This is a genomic window from Pseudomonas muyukensis, assembly GCF_019139535.1.
Classification (GTDB): Bacteria; Pseudomonadota; Gammaproteobacteria; order Pseudomonadales; family Pseudomonadaceae; genus Aquipseudomonas; species Aquipseudomonas muyukensis.
On the sequence record NZ_CP077073.1, the window covers coordinates 764,184 to 779,194 of the forward strand.

The 15,011-nt window shown below is 64.4% G+C and carries 16 protein-coding genes and 1 pseudogene; 5 read left to right on the top strand and 12 right to left on the bottom strand.

Annotation, left to right across the window (positions count from 1 at the left end):
* Nucleotides 1-31: 31 nt before the first annotated feature.
* The gene (gene rpoZ, locus KSS95_RS03570; RefSeq protein ID WP_008091595.1) at nucleotides 32-295 is read right to left on the bottom strand and encodes a DNA-directed RNA polymerase subunit omega; all 264 of its coding nucleotides are present in this window, start codon (nucleotides 293-295) and stop codon (nucleotides 32-34) included.
* A gap of 211 nt (nucleotides 296-506) precedes the next feature.
* Complete coding sequence (locus KSS95_RS03575; protein WP_134689188.1) at nucleotides 507-1,382, bottom strand: LysR family transcriptional regulator; 876 nt, start codon at nucleotides 1,380-1,382, stop codon at nucleotides 507-509.
* Between the two features lie 207 nt (nucleotides 1,383-1,589).
* Between KSS95_RS03575 and KSS95_RS03580 the strand changes: the two genes are divergently transcribed.
* The 3 genes from KSS95_RS03580 to KSS95_RS03590 all read left to right on the top strand — a co-directional run bounded on the left by KSS95_RS03580 (nucleotide 1,590) and on the right by KSS95_RS03590 (nucleotide 5,405).
* Complete coding sequence (locus tag KSS95_RS03580; RefSeq protein WP_217851729.1) at nucleotides 1,590-2,972, top strand: glutamine synthetase family protein; 1,383 nt, start codon at nucleotides 1,590-1,592, stop codon at nucleotides 2,970-2,972.
* 4 nt (nucleotides 2,973-2,976) lie between these two features.
* Complete coding sequence (locus KSS95_RS03585; protein ID WP_217851731.1) at nucleotides 2,977-3,750, top strand: gamma-glutamyl-gamma-aminobutyrate hydrolase family protein; 774 nt, start codon at nucleotides 2,977-2,979, stop codon at nucleotides 3,748-3,750.
* A gap of 113 nt (nucleotides 3,751-3,863) precedes the next feature.
* Nucleotides 3,864-5,405, top strand: a complete 1,542-nt coding sequence (locus KSS95_RS03590; protein WP_217851733.1) for an APC family permease — start codon at nucleotides 3,864-3,866, stop codon at nucleotides 5,403-5,405.
* A 136-nt stretch (nucleotides 5,406-5,541) separates the two neighbouring features.
* Here KSS95_RS03590 and gmk read toward each other — a convergent pair whose 3' ends face one another.
* The gene (gmk, locus tag KSS95_RS03595; RefSeq protein ID WP_217851735.1) at nucleotides 5,542-6,162 is read right to left on the bottom strand and encodes a guanylate kinase; all 621 of its coding nucleotides are present in this window, start codon (nucleotides 6,160-6,162) and stop codon (nucleotides 5,542-5,544) included.
* A 13-nt stretch (nucleotides 6,163-6,175) separates the two neighbouring features.
* Nucleotides 6,176-7,039, bottom strand: coding sequence for a YicC/YloC family endoribonuclease (locus KSS95_RS03600; RefSeq protein WP_217851737.1), 864 nt, complete (start codon nucleotides 7,037-7,039; stop codon nucleotides 6,176-6,178).
* A gap of 230 nt (nucleotides 7,040-7,269) precedes the next feature.
* Between KSS95_RS03600 and rph the strand changes: the two genes are divergently transcribed.
* Entirely contained in the window at nucleotides 7,270-7,992 is a 723-nt protein-coding gene (gene rph / locus KSS95_RS03605) for a ribonuclease PH (RefSeq protein ID WP_217851738.1), read from the top strand.
* Nucleotides 7,993-8,119: 127 nt separating this feature from the next.
* On the opposite strand, the gene crc is transcribed toward rph, so the two are convergent.
* Nucleotides 8,120-8,899, bottom strand: a complete 780-nt coding sequence (gene crc, locus KSS95_RS03610; protein WP_134689195.1) for a catabolite repression control protein Crc — start codon at nucleotides 8,897-8,899, stop codon at nucleotides 8,120-8,122.
* An 80-nt stretch (nucleotides 8,900-8,979) separates the two neighbouring features.
* Between crc and pyrE the strand changes: the two genes are divergently transcribed.
* On the top strand, nucleotides 8,980-9,621 hold the full coding sequence (gene pyrE / locus KSS95_RS03615) for an orotate phosphoribosyltransferase (protein WP_217851740.1): 642 nt from the start codon (nucleotides 8,980-8,982) through the stop codon (nucleotides 9,619-9,621).
* A 56-nt stretch (nucleotides 9,622-9,677) separates the two neighbouring features.
* Here the strand turns inward: pyrE and KSS95_RS03620 are convergent, their stop codons facing one another.
* From KSS95_RS03620 to dut, 7 genes and pseudogenes are all read right to left on the bottom strand, one after another.
* Nucleotides 9,678-9,884, bottom strand: coding sequence for a hypothetical protein (locus KSS95_RS03620; RefSeq protein WP_217851756.1), 207 nt, complete (start codon nucleotides 9,882-9,884; stop codon nucleotides 9,678-9,680).
* Nucleotides 9,885-10,087: 203 nt separating this feature from the next.
* A complete protein-coding gene (locus KSS95_RS03625; RefSeq protein WP_217851758.1) occupies nucleotides 10,088-10,747 on the bottom strand; it encodes a DUF799 domain-containing protein in 660 nt (219 codons plus the stop codon).
* Nucleotides 10,744-11,112, bottom strand: coding sequence for a DUF4810 domain-containing protein (locus KSS95_RS03630; RefSeq protein ID WP_217851760.1), 369 nt, complete (start codon nucleotides 11,110-11,112; stop codon nucleotides 10,744-10,746). Before KSS95_RS03630 ends, KSS95_RS03625 begins: the two co-directional genes overlap by 4 nt.
* Nucleotides 11,113-11,139: 27 nt before the next feature.
* Entirely contained in the window at nucleotides 11,140-11,820 is a 681-nt protein-coding gene (locus KSS95_RS03635) for a CsgG/HfaB family protein (RefSeq protein ID WP_217851761.1), read from the bottom strand.
* Between the two features lie 286 nt (nucleotides 11,821-12,106).
* Complete coding sequence (argB, locus tag KSS95_RS03640) at nucleotides 12,107-13,012, bottom strand: acetylglutamate kinase (protein ID WP_134689199.1); 906 nt, start codon at nucleotides 13,010-13,012, stop codon at nucleotides 12,107-12,109.
* 30 nt (nucleotides 13,013-13,042) lie between these two features.
* A pseudogene (locus KSS95_RS03645) lies at nucleotides 13,043-14,416 on the bottom strand (phosphomannomutase/phosphoglucomutase); the annotation flags it as partial.
* 134 nt (nucleotides 14,417-14,550) lie between these two features.
* Complete coding sequence (dut, locus tag KSS95_RS03650) at nucleotides 14,551-15,006, bottom strand: dUTP diphosphatase (protein WP_134689201.1); 456 nt, start codon at nucleotides 15,004-15,006, stop codon at nucleotides 14,551-14,553.
* Between the last annotated feature and the right edge of the window lie 5 nt (nucleotides 15,007-15,011).

Sequence of the window (15,011 nt, forward strand, 5' to 3'; positions counted from 1 at the left end):
CTTGCGCCGCACGGTGTCGACTGGGCATCAATCAGACCGCCTCGTTGTTCTCGTCCTCGAATGCGGCGAACACCGGATCTTCGGTGACGATCTCTTCGGCGGCGATGAATTCAGGGGTGACGATACCTTCGGCGATCTCACGCAGGGCGACGACGGTCGGCTTGTCGTTTTCCCATGCAACGCGTGGCTCTTTGCCGCCGGTCGCCAGCTGGCGGGCGCGCTTGGTCGAGAGCATGACCAGCTCGAAGCGGTTATCCACGTGTTCCAGGCAGTCTTCAACAGTTACGCGGGCCATGGTCTTCCTCAGTAGCAAATGCGGTAGGCGTGCGCCCAGAATGGGCAGGCGGACTCGATAGTTTAAAAAATCACCAGCCAATAGGGAAGGGCTGTTTTGTCGGGTGTGCCTGAGGCGCCTCTATCGCGGGGCCGGTCCAGACCACTGGAACCCACCGCCGATGCCCGACAATAGCCTGCCGTCCATCGCCGACACAACCGCCCTTGACGCGTTAACGCAACATTGCGTCGCGCAGGCGCGGGGTCAGTTCCTCGAACAAGGTCTGCACCGAGCGCAAGGCCCGGCAATCCGGGCGGGTCAGCAGCCACAGCTGGGTGTCGCAGCCCGGTAGCGGGCCGCTCAGCGCCTCGACCCCCGGCAGGGCGTGAACCATGTAGTCGGGCAGCGCCGCCACGCCCAGGCCGGTGGTCACCAGTTGGGCGATGGTCGACATGCCGCTGCACTGGTAGCGCGGGATCAGCCCGGGGTGGTACTGGTTGCGCCAGACCACGGTGGCGTGGTCCTGCATGGAGTCGTCAGGGGCGATCCACGGCACGCTGGCGGGGGAGGCATCGAGCCGCTCGCGCAGCTGCGCACGCCCGCAGATCACGTAGCTGGTCGAGCCCAGGCAGCGGCCCACCAGGTGCTCCGGCGGCGTATTGGTCAGGCGCAGGGCAATGTCGGCGTCGCGGCGGCTGAGGTTGGCGAACGTGTTGGAGGTGCCCATTTCCAGCGACAACGCCGGGTAGTTGGGCATGAACTCGGCCAGCGCCGGCAGCAGCAGGCTGTGCAGCACCGCCTCGGTACAGGTCAGGCGCACCGTGCCGCTGACCACCTGCTCGCCGCTGGTCAGGGCGATACGCGCGGCGTCCAGCGCCTGCTCGGCGCGTTCGGCCTGCTCGGCCAGGGCCTGGGCGGTGTCGGTGGGCAGGTAGCCCTTGCGGCTCTTGACGAACAGCGCGGTGCCCAGCGCCGACTCCAGCCGCCGGATCGAGCGGAACACCGTGGAAACGTCGACCTTGAGCAGCTCGGCGGCCTTGGCCAGGGAGCGCCCGCGTTCCAGCGCCAGGACCAGGGCGAGGTCCGCATGGTTGATCTGATATTGCATCGATGCACGCTCTGCTTGCCGAAATGCCAATGTCTGTTGCGTGGGGGCCATTTTATAGTGAAACGGCCCCCGGGAATCAATGCACCCGGTCGGCAACCAGCCCCCAACGATGGGCCAGTGAAAAGAACAACAGCAGCACCATCGTCGCCCTACCAGGCGTCATCCGCAGTTCCCACATCGCCGCTCCAAATCGAAGGATGTACAGCCATGACGTCGGTCTCCCCGTGCGCCAGTTCTTCCCGCGAGATGAATGAATTCCTGGATGCCCATCCGGATACCCAGTACGTCGACCTGCTGATCTCCGACATGAACGGGGTGGTGCGCGGCAAGCGCATCGAGCGCGCCAGCCTGCACAAGGTGTACGAAAAGGGCATCAACCTGCCGGCCTCGCTGTTCGCCCTCGACATCAACGGCTCGACCGTCGAAAGCACCGGCCTGGGCCTGGACATCGGCGACGCCGACCGTGTCTGCCACCCCATCCCCGGCACGTTGTCCGACGAGCCGTGGCAGAAACGCCCGACCGCCCAGTTGCTGATGACCATGCACGAGCTGGACGGCGCGCCGTTCTTCGCCGACCCGCGCGAGGTGTTGCGCCAGGTGGTGGCCAAGTTCGATGCCCTGGGCCTGGATATCTGCGCAGCCTTCGAGCTGGAGTTCTACCTGATCGACCAGGACAACCTCAACGGCCGGCCTCAACCGCCGCGCTCGCCGCTTTCGGGCAAGCGCCCGCAGTCGACCCAGGTGTACCTGATCGACGATCTCGACGAATATGCCGACTGCCTGCAGGACATGCTCGAGGCCGCCAAGGAACAAGGCCTGCCGGCCGACGCCATCGTCAAGGAAAGCGCCCCGGCGCAGTTCGAGGTCAACCTGCATCATGTCGCCGATCCGCTCAAGGCCTGCGACTACGCGATCTTGCTCAAGCGCCTGATCAAGAACGTCGCCTACGACCATGAAATGGACACCACCTTCATGGCCAAGCCCTATCCGGGCCAGGCGGGCAACGGCCTGCATGTGCACATCTCGCTGCTGGACAAGAAAACCGGCAAGAACATCTTCGCCAACGCCGACCCGCTGCAAAGCGACGCGCTGCGCCACGCCATCGGCGGCGTGCTGGAGACCATGCCGGCGTCGATGGCCTTCCTCTGCCCGAACATCAACTCCTACCGTCGCTTCGGCGCTCAGTTCTATGTGCCCAATGCACCGAGCTGGGGCCTGGACAACCGCACCGTGGCCGTACGCGTGCCCACCGACAGCAGCGACAACGTGCGCATCGAGCACCGCGTGGCCGGTGCCGATGCCAACCCGTATTTGATGCTCGCAGCGATCCTCGCCGGCATCCACCATGGCCTGACCCAGCAGGTCGAGCCGGGCGCGCCGATCGAGGGCAACTCGTACGAGCAACTGGAGCAGAGCCTGCCGAACAACCTGCGCGACGCCCTGCGCGCGCTGGACGACAGCGAAGTGCTCAACCAATACATCAGCCCGGACTACATCGATATCTTCGTGGCCTGCAAGGAGAGCGAGCTGGCCGAGTTCGAAGTGTCGATCTCCGACCTCGAGTACAACTGGTACCTGCACACGGTGTAAGCCCATGAGCGCAATTGCGGTCCCCTTGATCGGTGTCAGCGCCTGCCGCCAGCAGGTGGGGAAGAACTCGTCGCACACGGTGGGCGACAAGTATGTCGAGGCCGCAGGCTTCGCCGGGCTGCCGCTGATCCTGCCGGCGCGCGATGGCGGCAGCGACCCGCAGGCGCTGTTGGCACGCCTGGATGGCATTCTTTTTACCGGTTCGCCTTCAAATGTCGAGCCGCATCATTACAATGGCGCGCCCAGCGTGGAAGGCACTCGCCACGACCTGGCGCGCGACCGGCTGACATTGCCCCTGCTGCAGGCGGCAATCGTCGCCGGCGTGCCGGTGTTGTGCATCTGCCGTGGTTTCCAGGAGCTGAACGTGGCCCTTGGCGGCAGCCTGCACCAGCGGGTGCAGGAACTGCCCGGCTACCTGGACCACCGCGAACCTGAGGACGCACCCTTGCAGGTGCAGTACGGCCCTCGGCACCCGGTCAGCATTGCGCCTGGCGGCGTGTTCGAGCGCCTGGGCCTGGCTGCGCAGTTCGAGGTCAACTCGCTGCACAGCCAGGGCATCGACCGCCTGGCCCCAGGCCTGCGTGTCGAGGCACGGGCCCCGGATGGCCTGATCGAAGCGGTGTCGATGCCTGACGCGCCGGGCTTTGTACTCGGCGTGCAGTGGCACCCTGAATGGCGTTTCGCCGAAAACCCGGTTTCGCTGCGCCTGTTCGAGGCGTTCCGCGAGGCTTGCATTGCCCATGCTGCACGGGAGGGTGCGCGTCAGAAAACACCCTGACGTTAGCCGAAGGTCCTGGATGACCGTGCCCCCACCGCGAGCTTTCAATGAGTGAAAGCGGGCCCTCTACGGCGGGCCTGTGAAAACAATTCCAATAGTTACGGCACAGACTCATGAATGAATACACAGAAGCCGGCCGCCCACCCGACACGGCGTCCGACTCGGGCAACACCCAGCGCAGCAAGGGCTTGGCCAAGGGCCGGCTCGGCCTGCTGGCCAGCGTTGTATTGGGCATCTCCACCATCGCCCCGGTCTATACCCTGACCGGCGCGCTCGGCCCGACCGTGCGCGAAGTCGGCGCCCACCTGCCAGCGGTGTTCATCGTCGGCTTCCTGCCGATGCTGCTGGTGGCCCTGGGTTATCGCGAACTGAACTCGGCGGAGCCCGACAGCGGTACCTCCTTCACCTGGTCGGCCCGTGCGTTCGGCCCGATGATCGGCTGGATCGGCGGCTGGGGGCTGGTGGTGGCCACCACCATCGTGCTGTCCAACCTGGCCGGTGTGGCGGTGGACTTCTTCTACCTGTTCCTCGCGCAGATCACCGGCAACCAGGAGCTGGCGGCCTTGGCCGACAACCTGTTGGTCAACGTCAGTACCTGTTGCGTGTTCATCGCCCTGGCGGTGTGGATTTGTTGCCGCGGCATGGCCACCACCATGACGGTGCAGTACGGCTTGGTGGCGTTGCAACTGCTGGTGCTGATTGGCTTTGCCTTCGCCGCCTTCGGTGAAACCACCGCGCCGCCGCCGCTGGCGTTCGACCTGGCCTGGTTCAACCCGTTTGGCGTCGAGTCGTTCTCCGCCTTTGCCGCCGGCCTGTCGCTGTCGATCTTCATTTTCTGGGGCTGGGACGTGTGCCTGACCGTCAGCGAAGAGTCGGTGGGTAGCGAAGAGGTGCCGGGCAAGGCCGCCACCTGGACTGTGCTGCTGATTCTCGGCCTGTACCTGCTGACCGCCATCGCCACCCTGCAGTTCGCCGGGATCAGCGACCAAGGCCTGGGCCTGGGCAACCCGCGTATCCAGGAAAACGTCTTCGCCCACCTGGCCGGGCCGGTCATGGGGCCGCTGGCGATCCTGATGTCCATCGCCGTGCTGGCCAGTACCGCAGCCTCGCTGCAGTCGACCTTCGTGTCGCCGGCACGCACGCTGCTGGCCATGGGTTATTACGGTGCCGTGCCACAGCGCTTCGCCAAGGTCTGCCCGCGTTCGCAGACGCCGCGCTACGCGACCATCTGCGCCGGTATCGCCGCGGCTGTGTTCTACGTGACCATGCGCACCCTCAGCGAGAACGTGCTGGCCGACACCATCACCGCGCTGGGCATGATGATCTGCTTCTATTACTCGCTGACCGCGTTCGCCTGTGTCTGGTATTTCCGCCACAGCCTGTTCGACAGCGTGCGGCACTTCTTCATGCGTGGCGTGTGCCCGCTGGTGGGTGGGGTGATTCTGTCGGTGATCTTCGTGCGCACCGCCATCGACAGCGCTTCGCCGGACTTCGGCAGCGGCTCGCATGTGGCCGGGCTGGGGCTGGTGTTCGTGATCGCGGCGATCATCTCGGCACTGGGGATCGTGCTGATGATGCTGTCCCGCCTGCGGGCGCCGGCGTATTTCCTGGGGGCTACCCTGCGTCAGCAGGCGACCATTCCACTGCAGGAATAATGCTGGGGGCGCTTTGCGCGCCTTTCGCGACACAAGGCCGCTCCTACAGCAGATCGCATCAGTCCATATTGACGCGATCCCTTGTAGGAGCGGCCTTGTGTCGCGAAAGGGCTGCAAAGCAGCCCCGTGCGGTCTATCAGCAGAGCAGTTCTTTCAGCAGCCCACTGTTGCGCTGCTGTTGCTTCTTCAGCACCAGGCGATTCGAGCGGAACACCGCCTTCAAGTCTTCCAGTGCCACGGCGAAGTCGTCATTGATGATGACGTACTCGTATTCGTCGTAGTGCACCATCTCGCTGACCGCTTCCTTCATGCGCCCGGCGATGATTTCCTCGCTGTCTTGCCCGCGGCCATCCAGGCGCTGACGCAGGGCCTCCTGGCTGGGCGGCAGGATGAAGATCGAGCGCGCCTCGGGCATCAGCTTGCGCACCTGCTGGGCACCTTGCCAGTCGATTTCCAGGATCAGGTCGAAGCCTTGGTCCAGGGTTTCCTGCAGCGCGCTGCGCGAGGTGCCGTAGAAGTTGCCGAACACCTCGGCATGCTCGAGGAAATCACCCTTGGCGATCAGTGCCTTGAACGTTTCGTGGACCACGAAGTGGTAGTTCACCCCGTGGGTTTCACCTGGACGCATGGCGCGGGTGGTGTGGGAGACCGAGACGCGTACGCGCGGGTCTTCCTTGATCAGGGCCGTGACCAGGCTGGTCTTGCCGGCGCCGGACGGGGCCGAGACGATGTAGAGGGTGCCGCTGCTGTGGTTCATGGTAGGGGTGGCCTTACTCGATGTTCTGTACTTGTTCACGCATCTGTTCGATCAGCACCTTGAGGTTGACTGCCGCCTGGGTGCTGCGCGGGTCGAACGCCTTGGAGCCGAGGGTGTTGGCTTCGCGGTTGAGCTCCTGCATCAGGAAGTCCAGGCGCCGGCCGGCGGCGCCGCCGGACTTGAGCACCCGGCGGACTTCGGTGACGTGGGTGCTGAGGCGGTCGAGTTCCTCGGCGACGTCGCTCTTCTGCGCCAGCAGGACCATTTCCTGCTCCAGGCGCTGCGGGTCGAGTTCGGCCTGCATGTCGCTGAAGCGGTCGAGGACTTTCTGCCGTTGGGCGGCCAGCATCTGTGGCACCAGGGCGCGCAGGGTGGTGACTTCGCTGGCCATGCTGTCCAGGCGCTCGTTGATCAGCCGGGCCAGTTCGGCGCCTTCGCGCTGACGGCCGGCCTTGAGCTCGGCCAGGGCCTCGTCGAACAGGGCGATGGCTTCGGCGTTGAGGGCCTGGGGGTCAGTTGCATCGGCCACCAGCACGCCTGGCCAGGCCAGCACCTCCAGTGGATTGAGCGGGGCTGGCTGCTTGATCAGGCTGGCCACGGTCTCGGCGGCGGCGACCAGTTGCGCGGCGCGCTCGCGGTCGACCTGCAGCGGCTTGCCGGCGTTGTCTTCGCTCAGGCGCAGGGTGCATTCGACCTTGCCGCGCGACAGGCCCTGGCGCAGCCCTTCACGGACCGCGCCCTCGAGGTCGCGCAGGGCCTCGGGCAGGCGCAGGTGGGGTTCGAGATAACGGTGGTTGACCGAGCGCAGTTCCCAGGCCAGGGTGCCTTGGCTGCCCGCGCGCTCGACACGGGCAAATGCGGTCATGCTGTGCACCATGGGGCGTACCTCGCGAATTCAGGTGAACGGGGGAGAGCCTTCCGGCTGCAAGGCGCAGGATTGTAGCGCAGTGCGGCCCGGGCGCCCAATCCACCCCATGCTAGCGGCAGGCGTGCGCGGGCATGGGAAAAGCCGACAGGTAGCGCGGGCGCGACGATAGGCATGTCTTCACCGGGCGTCGGGCTCTATAATGCTCGGCAGATTCAAATGTCCCGGTACAGGTATCCCAGATGAAACGTCCAAGTGGTCGCGCCGCCGATCAGCTCCGCTCGATCCGCATTACCCGCAACTACACCAAGCACGCCGAGGGGTCGGTACTGGTCGAGTTCGGTGACACCAAGGTCATCTGCACGGTCAGCGTCGAAAATGGTGTTCCCCGCTTCCTCAAGGGCCAGGGCCAAGGTTGGCTGACCGCCGAATACGGCATGCTGCCGCGTTCCACTGGCGAGCGTAACCAGCGCGAGGCCAGCCGTGGCAAGCAGGGTGGCCGCACCCTCGAGATCCAGCGCCTGATCGGCCGCTCCCTGCGCGCCGCGCTGGACATGAGCAAGCTCGGCGACATCACCCTGTACGTCGACTGCGACGTGATCCAGGCCGATGGTGGTACCCGCACTGCCTCGATCACCGGTGCCATGGTCGCCCTGTGCGACGCCTTGGCGGTGATCAAGAAGCGCGGTGGCCTCAAGGGCGGCAACCCGCTCAAGCACATGATCGCCGCGGTGTCGGTGGGCATGTACCAGGGCGAGGCGGTACTGGACCTCGACTACCTCGAGGACTCCGCCGCCGAGACTGACCTGAACGTGGTCATGACCAGCGCCGGTGGCTTCATCGAGGTGCAGGGCACCGCCGAAGGCGCGCCGTTCCAGCCTGAAGACTTCAACGCCATGCTGGCGCTGGCGCAGAAGGGCATGACCGAGATCTTCGAGCTGCAGAACGCCGCCCTGGCCGACTGATTTCGATCTGATCTGAAAAAGCTGGGGCCGCTGCGCGGCCCTTTCGCGACACAAGGCCGCTCCTATCGCGAATCGTGTAGGAGCGGCCTTGTGTCGCGAAAGGGCTGCGCAGCGGCCCCAATGCTTTTTAGATGGTCAGCGTCCAGTCGTAGTCGACGATCAGCGGCGCATGCTGGGAGAAGCGCGGCTGGCGCGGCAGGCGGGCGTTGCGCACGAAGCGGCGCAGGCCTGGAGTGAGGATCTGGTAGTCGAACCGATAACCCAGGTTGAGCATCTCGGCCTGTTCGTTATCTGGCCACCAGCTGTACTGGTCGCCCTCGCGGCTGACTTCACGCAGCGCGTCGACATAGCCCATGTCGCCGGTGATCGCGTCCATCCAGGCGCGCTCTGGTGGCAGGAAGCCGACCGCCTGCTGGCTGTCGCGCCAGTTCTTGATGTCGAGCTTCTGCTGCGCCACGTAGAACGAGCCGCAGTAGATGTATTCGCGACGCTTGCGACGCTGCTTGTCCAGGTACTTGGCGAAGTCGTCCATCAACTTGAACTTCTGGTTCAGGTCGTCGTCGCCGTTCATGCCCGAAGGCAGCAGCAGGCTGGCAATACTTACCTTGTCGAAATCCGCTTGCAGGTAGCGCCCGTAACGGTCGGCCGTCTCGAAGCCCAGGCCGGTGATGACTGCCTTGGGCTGCATGCGCGAATACAGTGCCACGCCACCTTGGGTGGGCACCTCCGCGTCGCAGGCGTAAAGGAAATAGCCATCGAGCTGGAAAGCTGGGTCGTCGAGTTCAAAGGCCGAGGCGCGGGTATCCTGAAGGCAGATGACGTCGGCATTCTGGGCTTGCAGCCAGCTGAGCAATCCACGCTCGGCCGCAGCCTGAATGCCATTTACGTTCACACTGATGATCCGCATAAATGGCCCCAAAAATCTCGTGCGTGTATGATACCCGAGCTCAACACATTTAGCTAAATCCGTGGTGTCCGGGACCTTTCATGCAGCCGTATCAGCGCGACTTCATCCGTTTTGCCATCGATCGCGGCGTTCTGCGCTTCGGTGAATTCACCCTGAAATCGGGGCGTACCAGCCCGTATTTCTTCAATGCCGGCCTGTTCAACACAGGTTCCGCGCTGGCCCAGCTGGGGCGTTGCTACGCCGCGGCCATCGTCGACAGCAAGATCCCCTTCGACGTGCTGTTTGGCCCGGCCTACAAGGGTATTCCGTTGGCGGCGGCCACTGCGGTGGCCCTGGCCGAACAGCATCAGCTCGACGTGCCATGGTGCTTCAACCGCAAGGAAGCCAAGGACCACGGCGAGGGCGGCAGCCTGGTCGGCGCCCCGCTGGCCGGTGACGTGCTGATCATCGACGACGTGATCACCGCCGGTACCGCTATCCGCGAGGTCATGCAGATCATCAATGCCCAGCAGGCCAAGGCCGCCGGTGTGCTGATCGCGCTGAACCGCGAAGAGCGCGGCAATGGCGAGCTGTCGGCGATTCAGGAAGTCGAGCGCGACTTCGCTATCCCGGTGGTCAGCATCGTCTCGCTGACCCAGGTGCTGGAGTTCCTCGCCGACGACCCGCAACTCAAGCAGCACTTGCCAGCGGTCGAAGCCTACCGTGCCCAGTACGGTATCTGACGCAGCGGCGGCAACGAACAAGGCGACCTGAGGGTCGCCTTTTTCATGCCGGTGCTTCAACGGCCGTTGGGGTAGGGATCCTGCTCGGCATCGCCGGCGCCAGTGAGGATTTTCCACGCGCGCTTGGGGTGGGGGATGACCTTGAAGTCGGGGCAGGGCGGCAACGACCGCTTGCTCTGGTTGGCGTACTCGTAGCCGCAGTCCGCACACGCGTAGCTGCCTGCGGACACATCGCTGCCGTAGGGCACCTCGTCTTTTTTCATCGCTGGATCTCCTGTGTGTGAGAAGTGTCCATGCTAATCAGGCGATGAAAACAGGTGTTGTAGTACCTGTCCGGCATTGCTGTGGGATTGTTCTAAAGCGGACACGAGCCGCAGGAGCAGGCTTGCCGGCGAACACCGGCGTAGCCGGTGCCATTAACCGCGTCGCCTGGTTCGCCAGCAAGGCTGGCTCCTACCGTTATCGGTCAGTCGGTACCGTATTTCGGCGAACGTGGCCCGTACAAGATGCCACCGTTAGGGTACGGCGACAGCAGGCGTGCGCTGGTGATACCGGCGATCGGGTAGCCGGCATCGTCCTGCACGCTGCTGATGACCTGGTTGATCGCGGCGGCCACCAGCATGCCGATCAAGCCGCCCTGGTTCTGCCGGCCTTCCTCGCTCGAGGCGGTGGCGCTGCCAGTCCACAGGGTGGCGCCGGTCTTCAGGTCGACCAGCTTGGCGTTGGCGGTGACGATGGTCGCGCTGCTGAGGATCATGTAGCGGGTGCCGTAGTCGCTGACAGTGACGTACAGGCCGGCGTCGGCGCCGAAGATCTCCTGCAGCTTGGTCACTGGCAGCTGATGGATATCGGCCGGAGTGGTCATGCCGTTCTGGCGGAACGTCTCGTCCACCAGGGCGACCGGCATCACGTAGTAGCCAGCTTCGGCCAGTGGGTAGGTGGCCTGGGACAGCATGCTGTAGGTGGCTTTTACATCCGGCGACTCGTTCAGCGGCGGCAGTATCAGGATCGATTTCGGCCGGCTCTGCTTGTAGGCCGAGTAGTCGATGCTCTTGCGCTCGGCGCAGCCAGCGAACAGTGCCAGCACGCAGGCGCCGACGATCAGGCGGGACAGGTGCTTGATCATTGCTTGGCCCCTTTGCTGGCGTTGCTCATCAGGAAGTCCATGTACTTGGCCGATTCGGGGAACAGCGCCTTCTCGGTACGGAACTGCTGGATCATCTGGTCATCCTTGCCCAGGCTGGAGTAGAGCAGGCCGAGCTGGGCATGATAGCCCGGCGGCACGGCGCCGTTCTTGGCCTTGATCTTCTCCAGGTCGCGCTCCAGGGCGATGGCCTGTTCTTCCTTGGCGTCGCCCTTGAGGTAGCTGTAGACCTGCGGCTGGTAGCTTTCCCACTGGTACAGGGGTTTCGGGGTGTTGCAGCCGGACAGCATGATGCCGCCCAGCAACAGGCCCGCGACGGTGCGCAGGGCCGGGGAGGTGATGTTCATCGAACGGTCTTCCTTGGCTTGTTCGCGTTACTGGGCCTGGGGTTTCCACTGGCCGCTTTCGACGGCGCCGACCAGCTTGTTCACCGCTTCGCGCATGGCCAGGTCGAGGACCTTGCCGTTGAGGGTCGAGTCGTAGCTGGCGGTGCCGCCGAAGCCGATGACTTCGCGGTTGGACAAGGCGTATTCGCCCGCGCCCTGGCTGGAGTACACCACTTCGGAGGTGCTGATGTTGACGATGTTCAGCGCCACCTTGGCGTAGGCGATCTGGGTTTTGCCGCGGCCGAGAATGCCGAACAGCTGGTGATCGCCGACTTCCTTGCGGCCAAACTCGGTGACGTCGCCGGTGACCACGAAGTCGGCGCCCTTCAGACGTTGGACCTGGCCCTTGATGGCGGCTTCCTGCTGGATCTCGCCCATGTTGTCGCGGTCCAGCACGTTGAACCGGTTGGTCTGCTGCAGGTGGGTGATCAGGATGGTCTTGGCCTGGCCGCCGAGGCGGTCGACGCCGTCGGAGAAGATGCCGCGCATGTAGCTGGAGCGGTTGTCGAACTTGCCCACGGCGATGGGTGTGCGCACGCCGCTGTAGGGGCGGTTGACGCTTTCGACCTGTTGCACGGCAACAGCGGTGGAGGTTTCAGTGGCACAGCCGGCGATGGACCCGACAGCCAGGGCGGCTGCCAGCACGAGTCCTTGTGATGCGTATTTCACGCGTGTTCTCCAGGTAAATAGAAACTATTTGCAGCGAGCGTGCATTCTGCCACGTTGTTTCGGCACTTTACCGGGATTCTTGATGGTCAAAAATGAAGATTGATGGCCTTGAGCTATCTGCTTGCATGTGTCAACACAACCCGTAGGAGCCGGCTTGCCGGCGAACACCGGCGTAGCCGGTGCCATCCTCCGCGCCGCCTGCTTCGCCAGCAAGGCTGGCTCCTACGGGGCAGCGCTACAACGCAAAAGGCCGCCGTATCACCTGGATACGGCGGCCTTTCCTGGATCAGCGCGGCTTGCGGTTGGTGATCAGGGTGCCCACGCCGCTGTCGGTGAAGATCTCCAGCAGCACGGCATTGGGCACGCGGCCGTCGATGATGTGCGAGCTGTTGACCCCGCCCTGGACGGCGTCCAGCGCGCATTTGATCTTCGGCAGCATGCCACCGTAGATGGTGCCGTCGGCGATCAGCTCATTGACCTGCTCGGTGGTCAGGCCGGTCAGGACTTCACCTTGCTTGTCCATCAGGCCGGCGATGTTGGTCAGCAGCATCAGTTTCTCGGCTTTCAGCGCCTCGGCCACCTTGCCCGCCACCAGGTCGGCGTTGATGTTGTAGGACTCGCCGTTGGCGCCCACGCCGATCGGCGCGATCACCGGAATGAAGTCGCCCTTGACCAGCATGTTCAGCAGGTCGGTGTTGACGCTCTCGACTTCGCCGACATGGCCGATGTCGATGATTTCCGGGGTGGTCATCTCGGGCGTCTGGCGGGTGACGGTGAGCTTGCGGGCGCGGATCAGTTCCGCGTCCTTGCCGGTCAGGCCGATGGCGCTGCCGCCATGGCGGTTGATCAGGTTGACGATGTCCTTGTTGACCTGGCCGCCCAGGACCATCTCCACCACATCCATGGTCGCCGCGTCGGTGACGCGCATGCCATCGACGAAGCGGCTCTCGATCGACAGGCGCTTGAGCAGGTCGCCGATCTGCGGGCCGCCACCATGCACGACCACCGGGTTGATGCCCACGGCCTTCATCAGCACGATGTCACGGGCGAAGCCGGTCTTGAGCTCCTCGCTCTCCATCGCGTTGCCGCCGTACTTGATCACCAGGGTCTTGCCGACGAAACGGCGGATGTATGGCAGTGCTTCGGACAAAACCTCGGCTACATGGGAAGCGGCATCGCGATCGAGGGTCATGCAGGGCTCCAGGTAAGGAACGGAAAGTCGTCAGAACGGCAGTTGCAGGCCTGGTTCGACCCGCAGCAACTGCGTGCGGAATACAGCCTTGATACGGTCGAGCTCCGCCGCGCTGTCGGCCTCGAAGCGCAGCACCAGCACCGGCGTGGTGTTGGAGGCGCGGACCAGGCCCCAGCCGTGGGGGTAGTCGACCCGCACACCGTCGATGGTGGTCAGGTTGGCAGCGCCCCAGTCGGCGTCGCGTTGCAGAGCATCAATGATGCTGAATTTACCCTCGTCGGTCACATCAATGTTGATTTCCGGCGTGGAAATATCGTTCGGGAACGCGGCGAACAGGCTTTCGGCGTCCTGGTCGGCCTTGCTGAGGATCTCCAGCAGGCGCGCAGCGCTGTAGATGCCGTCGTCGAAGCCGTACCAGCGCTCCTTGATGAAGATGTGTCCGCTCATCTCGCCGGCCAGCAGCGAGCCGGTCTGCTTCATCTTCTTCTTGATCAACGAATGACCGGTTTTCCACATTAGCGCGCGGCCACCGTGCTGTTCGATCAGCGGGGTCAGGCGGCGGGTGCATTTGACGTCGAAGATGATCTCGGCGCCTGGGTTGCGCGACAGTACATCCTGGGCGAACAGCATCAGCAAGCGGTCGGGGTAGACGATGTTGCCAGTGTTGGTCACCACGCCGACGCGGTCGCCGTCACCGTCGAAGGCCAGGCCGATATCGGCACCGGTTTCTTTCACCTTGGCGATCAGGTCGACCAGGTTCTCGGGCTTGCCCGGATCCGGGTGGTGGTTGGGGAAGTTGCCGTCGACCTCGCAGAACAATGGGATCACGTCGCAGCCCAGGGCTTCGATCAGCTGTGGGGCGATCACCCCGGCAGCGCCGTTGCCGCAGTCGACCACCACTTTCAGGCGCTTGGCCAGCTTCACGTCGGCGGTGACCTGCTGGAAGTAGCGCTCGAGGATCTCGACCTTCTCGACACGGCCTTCGCCGCGGGACAGGTCGTTGGTCTTCAGGCGGGTCAGCAGGGCCTGGATCTGTTCGTTGGCCAGGGTGTCGCCGGCGATGACGATCTTGAAGCCGTTGTAGTCGGAGGGGTTGTGGCTGCCGGTGAGCATCACGCCCGACTTGCCGGCCAGCACATTGGCCGCGTAGTACAGCGCCGGGGTCGGCACCAGGCCGACATCGCTGACCTGGCAGCCGGCGTCGGCCAGGCCCTTGATCAGTTGCTCGACCAGCATGGGGCCGGACAGGCGACCGTCACGGCCAACCGAGATTTGCGGCTCGCCCTGGGCGAGGGTCTGGGCGCCGATGGCGCGGCCGATCCAGTAGGCGGTCTCGGCGTGCAGGGTCTTGCCGACCACGCCGCGAATGTCGTAGGCGCGGAAGATGCTGTCGGGCAGTGCGGGGACCAGCTGGGCCATGTCGTTCATCTCTGGGACTCCAAATTTTCAAAGGCTTCTGGGCAGGCACAAACTGAACGCTTGGACGGTGGTTTCGCCAGAGAGTTCGCCATCCGTGGCCTTGACGGTAGGCTTTCGGCTCAGCGGGTGCCCGAGTGGCCGAAGCCGCCGGCGCCGCGCTGGGTCTCGTCGAACTGCTCGACGATGTCGAAATGCGCCTGCACCACCGGCACAAGGATCAACTGGGCGATACGCTCGCCGACGGTGATGGTGAACGGGGTGTTGCCACGGTTCCAGCAGGAGACCATCAGCTCGCCCTGGTAGTCCGAGTCGATCAGGCCGACCAGGTTACCCAGCACGATGCCGTGCTTATGGCCCAGGCCCGAGCGCGGCAGGATCATGGCCGCCAGGCCCGGGTCGCCGATGTACACCGACAGGCCGGTGGGGATCAGCAGGGTTTGGCCCGGCTCGAGGACGGTGTCCTCCTTGAGCAGGGCGCGCAGGTCGAGGCCGGCCGAGCCGGGGGTGGCGTACTGCGGCAGGGGAAATTCGGAGCCCAGGCGTGGGTCGAGGATCTTGGCTTGAAGAGCGTGCATGTAAC